The organism is Campylobacter sp. RM5063 (assembly GCF_024723655.1).
Lineage (GTDB): Bacteria > Campylobacterota > Campylobacteria > Campylobacterales > Campylobacteraceae > Campylobacter_D > Campylobacter_D lari_D.
In genome coordinates this window covers 44,883-56,482 of record NZ_JANQDA010000011.1, presented here as the reverse complement: position 1 = coordinate 56,482, position 11,600 = coordinate 44,883, and the positions used below count along the sequence as shown (strand labels likewise).

Below are 11,600 nucleotides of genomic sequence, written 5' to 3'. Positions count from 1 at the left end.
AGCCAAAACCTGAGCCAAAACCTGAGCATGATAACTCTCAAATAATAGTCAAGCCTATTATAAAAAACAATGCATATAATACTCAAAATAGCACCATAGGACAAGCATTAAGAAGCATTAGAATGATGGATAACTTAAATGAAAACTATAAAAATTATTTTATTTTACTAGATAATGCAGATAAAGAAATCGTTCAAAGTAGTCTAAAAAGCTTGGAATCAAATGATTATTTATCCAATTCAATCCAATTATTAAACACCTACAGTAATTTCGGACAAAATAACATGCTCTCGACTCTTAATCCAACTTTCATAAATACACCTATGGAGGATATTAGATTAGCTAGTAATACTTATCCGACAAATTTATTATATCAAAGTGATGTAGCTAATTTTAATTTTTATGATAATCAAACATATATCTTCCAAATGGGACCTAGTTTTAAAAAAATATATGGTAATGATTTTCATGGAAGCTCCTATGGACTCAATCTTAGCGTAGGAAAAGAAATTAATTCTTCAATGTTCGCAACGCATTTAAGTACTTCATATTCTAATGTTGATTTTTCAACATCTAATATCAAAACAAAAAACGCAAATTTATCAAGCAATTATATTTTGAATTTAGAAAATTTTAAAATTTTAAGCGGTATTGGCATAGGATTATACTCAAGCAACATGCAAAGATATATACTAAATTCAGATACTTTAAAAGGAACATATAATGGATTGATAACTTCTACCCAATTAGGTGTAGCAAAAGAATTTAGTTGTAATAAAAATTTAAATTTAACTCCTTTGGTATATTTTAATTACAATTATTTTCAACAAAATGCATTTAGTGAAAGCGGTGGAATTTTTTCAAAATCTTACGATAGTATAAAACACAACAGCACATCTTTAGTTTTAGGGATTACTTCTTCTTATGTATTACCAAATTTAGATGAAAATAAAAATACTATAACAGGTTCTATATTGTATGAAAAAAGATTAACAGGAAAAAAGATAAGCAATAATGCAAATTTTATTGATTTTAAAAATCAAAAATTTAAACAATACTATGATTTAGATACTAACTTACTCAACATTAACCTTGGGCTAAATTTCAAACCAAATAAAACATTCTTTTTTGATATAAAATTATTAAATGAAATTTATAAAAATCAATATAATGTTAATTTGGTGTCAAATTTTGGATTTAATTTTTGATTAAACAACTTAAAAAGGAAAAGAATGCAGATTATAAAATCATTTTTTAAAGGAATTGGAAAAACCATTTCTTATATCAACACTTATTTTAAAACCTTTGTGTTTTTATTTGTCGTGTTTTTAATCCTTACTCCAAGCGGGGATAATGCCAAACTTTCTAATGCAAACCTAGCTCAAATTAATCTTAAAGGTGAAATTAGCGATGCGAGCAATCTTTTAGAACAAATTTACAAAGTCAAAGATGATAAAGCTATAAAAGGGGTTTTGCTTTTTATAGATAGCCCTGGTGGAGCTTTTGCACCAAGCATGGAAATAGCTTTAGCTATACAAGATCTTAAAGCTAAAAAACCTGTGGTAGTCTATGCAGGTGGAACTATAGCAAGCGGAAGCTACCTAAGCGCAGTGGGAGCTGATATGATCATCGCTAATCCTGCTAGCTTTGTAGGATCTATTGGGGTAATTATGCAAGGTTTTGAAGTAAGTGAGCTTGCACAAAAACTTGGTATAAATGAGCAAACCATCAAAGCAGGAAGCTATAAAGAAGCAGGAACTTTCATGCGTAAATGGAGCACAGAAGAAAAAGACTTTTTGCAAAATTTAGCCAATCAAAGCTATGAACTTTTCACGCAATTTGTCGCTAAAAATCGCAAGCTAGATTTAAATCAAACAAGCTCATGGGCTGATGCGAAAGTGTTTTTAGCAAATGAGGCTTTAAAATTAAAACTCATTGATAAAATAGGCAATTATGAGCAAGCCAAAAAAGAGTTAGAAAAACTAGCCAAAGTGCAAAACCCTATCTGGCAAAAAGAAGATGCTATAGATAAGTTTTTAAAACGATTAGAAGAGCAAAGTGCTAGCTTTTTTGCTAACACTTTAGCGCAATTTTTCACACAAGTAAGCTCACAAAAAATCTACTAAGATTTAATAATCTCATAAAATCCATAAGTATCATTTTCTAAAAAGCCTTTGTATAAAGGCTTTAGCTTTAAATCTAACTTAACATTTTCAAAGGTATTTAAATTCGAGCTTGAAAAAATCAAAAGCATATCTAACTCATCTTTAAAGGCTTTTAAAAAGTTCTCCCCACCCTCATACATGATGAGCTTAGCTTCACTAGGAATGCTTGTAAAAATTTCTCTTTTGGGCACGCTAAATAAAGGAATGTTTGGATCAAAACTTTCTAAATTTTGACGGCTTAGTATGCATAAATTTGGTGCTTTAGCCTGAACTAACCTTGCATCTAAAATAGGCCTATCATACCTTATAGTTTCTCCACCTACTACTAGCAAATCAAGCTTTGAGCGCAATGCATGAGCGTAAGTTCTACTTGCTTTAGAACTTACGATTTTGCCATAAGCAGAACCATTTAAAGAAAGGGCTAGTTTAAAAAATTTAAAACTTGATTTTTGCCATTTTAAAAAAGGTTTTAAAAGCTCTTTGGCTCTTTGCTCGCAAATTCCCATGTGAACTTTTATGCCTTGATCTTTTAAAAATTCTGCCCCACCACTTGCGAGCTTATGCTCATCCTTAGTAGCGATAAAAACTTCACTAAAACCAAGTGCGCTAAAAAGTTTCGCACAAGGTGGGGTTTTACCCTGATGATTGCAAGGTTCTAAACTCACATAAGCACTAGCGCCTTTTAATAACCCTTGATGATTTTGACAAATAAACTCATGCAAATCATTTGCATTTTGTGGTAAATCTAAATTTGGATTAAGCACTTTTAAGGCTTTACTCACTGCTTCAAGCTCTGCATGAGCCTTACCTGCTTCTTTGTGTGCTTCTATGCTTAAAATTTTGCCATTTTTATCTAAGATTACACAACCTACGGCTGGATTGGGGTAGGTCAAAAGCTGATATTTCCAAGCTTCATCTATGGCTAAATTCATATAAAATTCGTGATTCATATTACCTTCTATAATTTTATTTTTAAAAATATAGCAAAATATATTAATCACTTATCAATAAATAATCAATATAATAAAATTAATATAATTAATTAGGAATAATATGATTTGGACTATCGTAGGAATAATGATATTTATACTTTTACTCTTAGCTTTTTGGAAATTATGGCTAGGTTTAGCTTTATTTATATTAATCCCAACACTCATAATTGGAGCAATCGTAGGAATAGGGCTTTTAATATACTATAATATCGATGTTGTTATGCTTGTCTTCTCTTTCATAATTGGTGCTATATTAATAATCGGAGCAATTCTTATAGGTATAGTATTTTTATATTATATTTACACGAAAATTTTATCTTTAAAAAATTATCACCCAAAAACAAAAGATGAGTTAAAAGAGTTGATTGAAGATGAAATTAATTTAAAAGATATAGATACCCGCTTTATCACAGATATGAGCGAATTATTTAAAAATTCTACAAGAAGTGATTTTAAAGGATTAAAATATTGGGATGTTTCAAATGTAAAAAACATGGCTTCAATGTCTGAAGGTTGTGAAAATTTTAATCAGGATTTATCGAGTTGGGATATTTCTAAAGTAAAAAATATGGATTTTATGTTTGAAAATTGCGTTAATTTTAATCAAGACTTATCTAATTGGGATACAAGTAAAGTTGATTATATGCATAAAATGTTTAGAAACTGCCATAAACTTGACAAAAGCATTGCGCAAAAATGGAAACTAGATCAAGATTACTTGTTTTAAAAAGGTAAAGGTGCAAAAAATACCTTAAGCTTTACATGTTCATCGCAAGCTTTTAAAAAACCTTGTGCTAAAAACTTAATATCTTTAGTTTTTAACTTCTCTCTTAAGTCAAAAGTTCTCTCACATAGAGGATAAATAAGATAAATTTCCTTTATCTCGTATTTATTTGCATAAGCAAACATTTGATATAAATCGCCTTGCGATATACCGTGCTTTTTCTCATCTTCGTTATCATCTGGAATTTTCCATTTGGTATCTAAAATCATTTTATTTTCTATATATAAATCAGGCTTTAACATAAAACATTTTTCATCATTTTTTGAAATTAGATATTTTCCACTACTTTGGGTTTTTATATTTTTGCTAGGATTAGCAAGTTTAAACATATAAGCCACATAGTTTTCAAAAAGCTTTTCCATAGGAAAAAGCAAAGCAAAGGCTTCTTTTTTACCTTTATATGGAGCAAAGCTTTGATTTTGTAAAAATACCTTACACCAAGAAAGTATATTTTCATAATAATCAAAATGTCTTGAAATTTTAAAACTAAAATCTTTTTCATAATTTATAGAAAACTCTACCTCATCAAGCATTTGCATAGCTTTGATGATTTTAAATTTATTCAAGCTTGTTTTGGATTTTAAAAAATTTAATGTTGATTTTATCAAACGATTTGGCGCTATGTCTAAAACAAATTCATCGCTACTTGTGAAAAATCTTTCTTTGTGTATTAAATTTGATTTTATATGCTCATTAAAAAGTAATTTTCCTTTTAAAAAAGTTCTGTTTTCTTCGCTACTTACATAAGATCTCATCAAACCTTTTTTATACACACTATCAAATTCATCTAAAAACATCGTGATAAATACTTCAAACAAAGGCATTTTAGCAATTTGTAAAGATGAAATTTGAGACTTTTTAAAGGGAGAATTTTTTAAGGTTTTTAGCATGTTGATTAAAAGATTTTTGGGGTTGAAATTTATTTCTTTTATACTATACCACTTCTTTACTTTAATATTTTTCACAATTTTATATTCTTGGAAATAACTAAAATTAGTATATAATTTATTGTCGTTACTTATTGCATAGGCGTAATTTAACTTACTCTTTGAAACTTTCAAAGATTTATCTTTTTTTTCTTTATAGCTATCCAAATTTGTGCATTTTGGTAAGATCTCTAAAACCCCGCTTTTAGTCTGTATAATACCAACATAATTTTTAGCTTTTAAAGTGTTTTTGTTTTTAAAGCCTAGAAGGCTTTCATTATTTTTTGCAAAATCTTCTAATTCTTTATAAAACTTTTCAGCTTTTTCTTCGAAAATTTCACGCAAATTTTCTTTAGAAAAAACTTGGTGCTCGATGATAGAAAAGGTGTTGATTGTTTTCATTGTTCATATATTTTTATAAAAGTGCTTTTATCCCAATCTTTGCTATTGCTAAATTTATAAATAACCTTATTACTTTCTATAAAATCTGTCATATTTTTTTTATCTTGTTTTTTTAGCATACCATTTTCATTTAAAACCGCGTCAATCAATGCATAATCATTATAAAAATACTCTTGCAAAAGCGGAATGATTTTGTTTTGAAAAACTTTTTTTAATTTCTCTAAATTATCAATGCCTATAAAAAATGCATGTCCTATAGTCTTTTCTCTATCTAGTAAGTATTCTATACGCGTATTGATAGCTTTTAATAATTCTTGCAAATTAACACCTTCGCAATTATCAGACAAAACATTAGGTTTAGGCATCATCTCGATAAATTCAAAGCGTCTTCTTAAAGCTGTATCAAGAGAAGTTATACTTCTATCAGCTGTATTCATAGTGCCTATGATATAAACATTCTTAGGTACTCCGAATTCATCTTTACTATAAGGCAATCTTACTTTTAGCTCTTCATTAGCACCTATTCTTTTGCTAGGTTCTATCAAGGTTATAAGCTCACCAAAAATCTTACTTACATTACCACGATTAATTTCATCTATGATGATTATAAATTTATCATTTAAATGATCTTTTATAGTTTCTATTAAATTACTTGGTGAAATATTTTTTAGTTTATAAACAGTATTTAAATCTAATTCAGTATTACGATTTAATTTATATATATCAATTATCTTATTTTTTAAAATCCATTCAACATCTCTATAAGTTTGATATTCATACAAATCAAATCCGTAATCTTTTTCAAATTCCTCCTCTTTGCTATACTTAACTTCACTTTTTACAACTCCGATAGCCTTTATGGTTTTTTTAGTATCCAACACACAAACTAAATCTCCAATTTTCATACTTTTAAAATTATTAATAGAAGATTCATTGGAAATTTCTTTAGTATTACCCCACCCTATACGAATTTGATTATTCTCAAAACAATATTTTTGCAAAAACTCTGTATCTTTACGACTTTTTTCTCCAAGAGAAATTTTCCAAACACTAGTTTTATTATCAATCTCAAGTTTTTCCAAGTTATTATTTTTTACCTCTTTATTTAAAGCTTCATCACATATTTTCTTGAAAATACCTGATTTTACTTCATACTTCAATTCTTTTTCATCAAATTCAGGTTTGATACCTTCTACAAATTCTTCATATCCATAACTTTGATGAAAAGTTGTAAAAACTATTTGTCCTTTTTTTACATATTCATTAAATTTTGCTTTTTTCTCATATCTACTTGCTAAATTTTCACCTAAAATTTCTAAAGCTTTATCTATCGTATGATAAGTTTTTCCTGTCCCTGGAGGCCCGTAAAGAATTTGATTTAATCTTGGAATGTTTTGATTTTCTTTATTTTTATAACTATTGTGATTATATTGGGTTGTATTATTTTGATTTAATACATCAGCTAAAGAAATAGCCTTTGCTATTTCAGTTGCATAACTTTCAGATATATTTGCATATTTAACAATTTCATTGAGACTATTTTTTCTAATTTCTTCTGCAAATTTAATGCCAAAATAATGAATATAAGTAACTTTATTTCCTTTGGGTGCATTTTCATACATATCCTTTAATTTTAAGCCTAATTCTTCCGCGGTCATTATCACTCCTTGATTAAAAACTAAACATCATGTCTATTTATAGACAATTGAAAAATCGTAGTTTATACAACAAATTATTATATATTAATTTGGTAAATATTTATATTTTAATTTTTTACCACTGCACAAAAGTTTTAGCTTTTCTTATGTCGCTAAAATTTATAGTAGTTTTTTCTTGAGTTTCTAAATTTTCTAAAGTGATATTTTCATCATCTACGGCGATGATTTTTGCTTCGATTTTTTCTTTTTCATTAGTTGTGATTTTTACAAGTTCGTTAATGCTTTTTGCAAAATGCTCGATTTTGCTAAGTTTTCTCTCAAGCCCACAGCTTGATACTTCTAAAAAATACTCCCCACTCACAGGTGGCTCTACATCAAAAATAGGCGATAAAATCTCACTAAGCCTAGCACAATCATCAAGATTTACCCCACCTTCTTTTTGCACATAAATTCTATAAATCTTTCTACCATTTTCACTTGTTAGCTCATCATCATAAAAGCTAAGTCCTGCTTCTTTACAAAGTGCTTCAAGATTCATTTTGTTCCTTTTTGATTTTTTCAAATAAAGCATCCATATGATTTTGATACTCTAATCTATCATCAAATTTAAAGTGAAAATTCGGACATCTATACCACCCTTGCTCACTCATGCAGTAATTTTGCAAAGCACGGGCGGCTTTTTTAAGTTGATTGAGTATGATTTCTTGCTCTTGGGTATTAAAAAACATTTTATCTAAATACACAAAAGCATCATATCTGCCTTTTTTACACTCTACATCCACTACGCACAAGTTTTTTAAAACTTCGTTGTCTAAATTTGCTAAAGCTTCTGGTATAAGCTCTTTTAAAATGCTTTCTGTGCGTAGCTTTTTGATTTCAGCTGGGTTCATAGGCTTACTTGTTCCTCAACTTCTTTATAACTTTCTATATAATCGCCCACTCTCATATCATTACAACCTTCTATGCCTACACCGCATTCATAGCCTTTTGCAACTTCTCTTACATCATCTTTAAAGCGTTTGAGCGAGCTTACATTACCTTCAAATACCACAACCCCATCTCTAATGAGCCTGATTTTCGCGCCACGATTGATTGTGCCTTCTGTCACCATACAACCTGCGATTTGTCCTAGTTTTGGTACATTGATCACTTGGCGAATTTCAGCTTGACCAAGTTGTTCTTCAGAGATGATAGGACTCATCATACCACCTAGTAAGGCTTTTACATCATCAAGCAAATTGTAAATAACATTATAAGTTTTTATCTCTACGCCTTTATCTTTAGCGCGTTCTTTGATCTCACCAGTTGGGCGTATATTAAAACCTAAAACGATAGAGTTTTCACTCGCACTTGCAAGCTCTATATCACTTTGAGTAATCCCACCTACCCCACTATGGATGATATTAACCTTGATCTCATCATTTTTGAGTTTTTCTAAACTAGCCTTAATCGCTTCAAGTGAACCTTGCACATCTGCTTTTAAGATCACAGGAAGGGCTTTTAAATTGCCTTCTTTGATTTTTGCACCAAGCTCATCTATGCTTACTTTAGTGGATTTGCTTAGTTCTTTTTGGCGGTTGTATTCATGGCGTTTATTAGCATATTCTCTTGCTTGCTTATCACTATCTACAGCTATTAGAGTTTCTCCTGCATCGGCTACTTCACTAAGACCTATGATCACCCCGCACTCACCTGGACCTATTTCTTTTAAAGCTTTGCCTTGATCATCACTCATAGCACGCACTTTACCATAAGCTTCCCCTGCTACGACTGTATTTCCTGCTCTTAAAGTACCATTTTGCACGATGATAGTAGCCACAGGACCTCTACCTTTTTGCACTGAAGATTCTATAATACTTGCTTTAGCATGGGCTTTTGGATTTGCTTTAAGCTCTAAAATATCAGCTTGTAATAATACAATTTCAAGTAAATCCTCTATACCATCACCTTTTTTAGCTGAAACTGGCACAAATTCATGGCTTCCGCCCCATTCTACTGGCATGATGTCCATTTCTGCTAGTTGGGTTTTTACCATGTCAGGATTTGCGTTTTCTTTATCCATTTTATTAATAGCAATGATGATAGGCACATTAGCTGCTTTTGCATGATTGATCGCTTCTTTAGTTTGTGGTTTTACCCCATCATCTGCAGCTACTACGATAATAACAATATCAGTTATACTAGCTCCCCTTGCACGCATAGCAGTAAATGCCTCATGGCCTGGAGTATCGATAAAAGTGATTTTTCTACCATTTTTTTCCACCATATAAGCGCCAACATGCTGAGTAATCCCACCTGCTTCGCCACTTGCAATGCGTGATTTTCTTATATAATCAAGCAAAGAAGTCTTACCATGATCAACATGCCCCATAATAGTGATAACCGGAGCTCTTTGGCTTAAATTTTCTTCTGTTTGATTTTCATCATAATCTTTTACATAATCAAACTCATCAGCCTCATCAATGATATTAATCTCCACTCCAAATTCAGCAGCAAGAATTTCTATAGCATCTTCATCTAAAAAGTCATTTTTAGTCGTCATCACACCAAGCATGAAAAGTTTAGAGATAACTTCTCCGGTGTTTTTACCAAGTTTTTCAGCAAATTCATACACACGAATTTCTTTAGGTATACTTACACTTGTTATAGCTTCGCTTTCTTTTTTCTCTACCTTTTTAGGTGGTTTTTTACGACTTCTTCTTTGTATACCACCCTCGCCAAATGGGTTGATAGAGTTATTTAAAGATTGCTTTAAAATATTTGGTTGTTTTTTGTTTGCTGGTTGTGCTGGTTTGTTTTCTTTTACACTAAAATCAGGTAAAACTACCATATCGTCATCTTCTAAAGAAATATCAGCAAAGTCTTTATCTCCTAAAAGATCCATTTTAGTAGTGTTTTCTTTTTTACTTATCGCAGGATGATTTTTCTTTTCTTTTTTCTTTCTTTTTAAATTCTCATCTGAATTTGAAAAAATCATACTAAGGCTCAAGCCTTGAGTATTTTGCATATTAGATTTTTCTTCATTGTTTATTTGGTTTTCTTTACTTTCTTCTTTTTTCTTTTTAACGATAACTAAACCTCTTCTTTTAGCTAAATTTAAATTAGAGCCTAGTTTTTCATCGAATTTAATTTCTTCTTTTTTTTCTTCTAATGCTTCATTTTTAATAGGATTTTCAGGTTGCTTTTCTTCTTTTTTACCTTCTTCTTTCTTTTCATTTGTTGTTTTAACAGGAGTTTTTGTTTCTTTTTTAGTAGTTTTTTTCTCTTCTTTTTTACTTTCTTCTTTTTTAGTAGTTTTTTTTGCCGTACTTTCTTTTTTAGGTTTGGCCACTTTTTTTACCACATCTAGTATTTCGCCTGATTGTACATATTGATAAATCGCTTCTGCGATTTCAGAAGATACTTTTTTGTTAGGGGATTTTATATCCTCTAAGCCTATTTCATTGGCTTTTTCTATAATTTCTTTACTAGTATATCCTAACTCTTGAGCGATTTCGCTAATCTTTACATCTGTCATTAAAAAATATCTCCTTTAAATCCTGCTGATTTATACTGCCATAAAAATTGCCTTTGCAAGCTCTCATAAAAGCCTTTTGCAATGTTTTTTCATCTTTTTCAAAACATGGATTACAAATATATAAACTCCTACCAAATTCCACTTTAGTGATAATTTGAGAATTTTTTATTTGAAATTGATGCAAACTTTGCTTTTCATAACGACCTTTGCAAACAATGCACATTCTAATGGGTATATGGTTTTTCAAAATTATATCTTTTTTTTGGAATTTTTAGCAAATTTTAAAGCCCTCATCATCAAATTCTAAAAGCTCAACTCTAAATTTAGCAAATTTATTTTTGATTTTTTCTTTGATTTGTTTAGCATCATCTTTATAAGCTAGAGTGAAAAAACTCGAACCTGAGCCTGAAAGCGTGCTCATGAGAGCATTATTATCTAAAGCTAATTTTTGTACTTCAAAAAGCTCAGGTAAAAGTTTCATTCTTTGGTTTTGATGAAGTTTGTCTAAACTTGCATATTTCAACACGTCATATTTTTTTTCTAAAAAACAAGCTGTTAAAAATGAAGCATGACAAAGATTAAAAACAGCATCTTCTAGATTAATTTTTTTAGCTAAAACTGTTCTTGATTTTTGAGTATTCATCGCTACATTTGGTATAGTTATAACAGCTTGTAAGTCTTTATCTACTTCTTTTTTTATAGCTAAGACTTTTTGATTGTGATTTAATGCACACACAAAACCTCCAAGAGCTGCTGGAGCTATGTTATCTGGATGATTTTCATATTTTAAAGCTTCATTTAAAATGATATTTTTATCTGCTTTAAATCCGCTTAATTCATAAGCACAAGCAATAGCTCCAATTATTACAGCAGAAGAACTTCCCATACCTCTTGCTAAAGGGATATTATTTTGAAAAACAAAACGAAAATTATCTTTTTTACCGCTAAGTCTTTGATAAATTTCATAAAAAATATTAACAAAAGTATTATTTTTTTTAAGATAGATATTATTTTCACCTTCTCCATGTATGTTAATACTAAAAAAATTAGATTTTTCAACTATAGTTTGATTAAAATGTTTCAAACTCAAGCCCAAACAATCAAAACCAGGACCTAAATTTGCACTTGTCGCAGGAACTAAAATTTTCATTTTTTT

Annotated in this window: 11 protein-coding genes; 3 read left to right on the top strand and 8 right to left on the bottom strand. The window is 29.8% G+C overall.

All coding sequences use genetic code 11. The features are described from left to right. Together CAMP5063_RS05285 and sppA are read left to right on the top strand one after the other, a co-directional pair. A partial coding sequence (locus tag CAMP5063_RS05285; protein WP_337194943.1) for an autotransporter outer membrane beta-barrel domain-containing protein occupies positions 1–1,208 on the top strand: 1,208 nt, incomplete at its 5' end. 24 nt (positions 1,209–1,232) lie between these two features. Continuing rightward, complete coding sequence (gene sppA, locus CAMP5063_RS05280) at positions 1,233–2,126, top strand: signal peptide peptidase SppA (RefSeq protein WP_337194942.1); 894 nt, start codon at positions 1,233–1,235, stop codon at positions 2,124–2,126. Here sppA and ribD read toward each other — a convergent pair. Then, positions 2,123–3,115: a bifunctional diaminohydroxyphosphoribosylaminopyrimidine deaminase/5-amino-6-(5-phosphoribosylamino)uracil reductase RibD gene (gene ribD / locus CAMP5063_RS05275; protein WP_337194941.1), complete on the bottom strand. Its 993-nt coding sequence runs from the start codon at positions 3,113–3,115 to the stop codon at positions 2,123–2,125. The genes sppA and ribD overlap by 4 nt on opposite strands. 103 nt (positions 3,116–3,218) lie before the next feature. Here ribD and CAMP5063_RS05270 point away from each other — a divergent pair, with 103 nt between their 5' ends. Further along, on the top strand, positions 3,219–3,884 hold the full coding sequence (locus CAMP5063_RS05270) for a BspA family leucine-rich repeat surface protein (protein WP_337194940.1): 666 nt from the start codon (positions 3,219–3,221) through the stop codon (positions 3,882–3,884). Here CAMP5063_RS05270 and CAMP5063_RS05265 read toward each other — a convergent pair. The 7 genes from CAMP5063_RS05265 to thrB form a co-directional block, all read right to left on the bottom strand. Beyond that, positions 3,881–5,260, bottom strand: coding sequence for an McrC family protein (locus CAMP5063_RS05265; RefSeq protein ID WP_442863209.1), 1,380 nt, complete (start codon positions 5,258–5,260; stop codon positions 3,881–3,883). The two genes, CAMP5063_RS05270 and CAMP5063_RS05265, sit on opposite strands and share 4 nt — an antisense overlap. 5 nt (positions 5,261–5,265) lie before the next feature. Then, positions 5,266–6,927 carry an HTH-like domain-containing protein gene (locus tag CAMP5063_RS05260; protein WP_337194938.1) on the bottom strand — a complete coding sequence of 554 codons (1,662 nt, stop codon included), beginning with the start codon at positions 6,925–6,927 and terminating at the stop codon, positions 5,266–5,268. Positions 6,928–7,042: 115 nt separating this feature from the next. After that, positions 7,043–7,465 carry a ribosome maturation factor RimP gene (gene rimP / locus CAMP5063_RS05255; protein WP_337194937.1) on the bottom strand — a complete coding sequence of 141 codons (423 nt, stop codon included), beginning with the start codon at positions 7,463–7,465 and terminating at the stop codon, positions 7,043–7,045. Further along, complete coding sequence (rbfA, locus tag CAMP5063_RS05250) at positions 7,455–7,817, bottom strand: 30S ribosome-binding factor RbfA (RefSeq protein WP_149061987.1); 363 nt, start codon at positions 7,815–7,817, stop codon at positions 7,455–7,457. The genes rimP and rbfA overlap by 11 nt, the downstream gene beginning before the upstream one ends. Next, a complete protein-coding gene (gene infB, locus CAMP5063_RS05245; RefSeq protein ID WP_337194936.1) occupies positions 7,814–10,444 on the bottom strand; it encodes a translation initiation factor IF-2 in 2,631 nt (876 codons plus the stop codon). The genes rbfA and infB overlap by 4 nt, the downstream gene beginning before the upstream one ends. Next, positions 10,425–10,691: a DUF448 domain-containing protein gene (locus CAMP5063_RS05240; RefSeq protein WP_133319640.1), complete on the bottom strand. Its 267-nt coding sequence runs from the start codon at positions 10,689–10,691 to the stop codon at positions 10,425–10,427. The genes infB and CAMP5063_RS05240 overlap by 20 nt, the downstream gene beginning before the upstream one ends. 24 nt (positions 10,692–10,715) lie before the next feature. Then, positions 10,716–11,594, bottom strand: a complete 879-nt coding sequence (thrB, locus tag CAMP5063_RS05235) for a homoserine kinase (RefSeq protein WP_337194935.1) — start codon at positions 11,592–11,594, stop codon at positions 10,716–10,718. Positions 11,595–11,600: the final 6 nt, after the last annotated feature.

Excerpts from the sequence above, each read along its gene's own strand:
- infB (WP_337194936.1), bottom strand. The coding sequence starts at position 10,444 with ATGACAGATGTAAAGATTAGCGAAATCGCTCAAGAGTTAGGATATACT.
- CAMP5063_RS05260 (WP_337194938.1), bottom strand. The coding sequence starts at position 6,927 with ATGACCGCGGAAGAATTAGGCTTAAAATTAAAGGATATGTATGAAAAT.
- rbfA (WP_149061987.1), bottom strand. The coding sequence starts at position 7,817 with ATGAACCCAGCTGAAATCAAAAAGCTACGCACAGAAAGCATTTTAAAA.
- ribD (WP_337194941.1), bottom strand. The coding sequence starts at position 3,115 with ATGAATCACGAATTTTATATGAATTTAGCCATAGATGAAGCTTGGAAA.
- CAMP5063_RS05270 (WP_337194940.1), top strand. The coding sequence starts at position 3,219 with ATGATTTGGACTATCGTAGGAATAATGATATTTATACTTTTACTCTTA.
- sppA (WP_337194942.1), top strand. The coding sequence starts at position 1,233 with ATGCAGATTATAAAATCATTTTTTAAAGGAATTGGAAAAACCATTTCT.
- rimP (WP_337194937.1), bottom strand. The coding sequence starts at position 7,465 with ATGAATCTTGAAGCACTTTGTAAAGAAGCAGGACTTAGCTTTTATGAT.
- thrB (WP_337194935.1), bottom strand. The coding sequence starts at position 11,594 with ATGAAAATTTTAGTTCCTGCGACAAGTGCAAATTTAGGTCCTGGTTTT.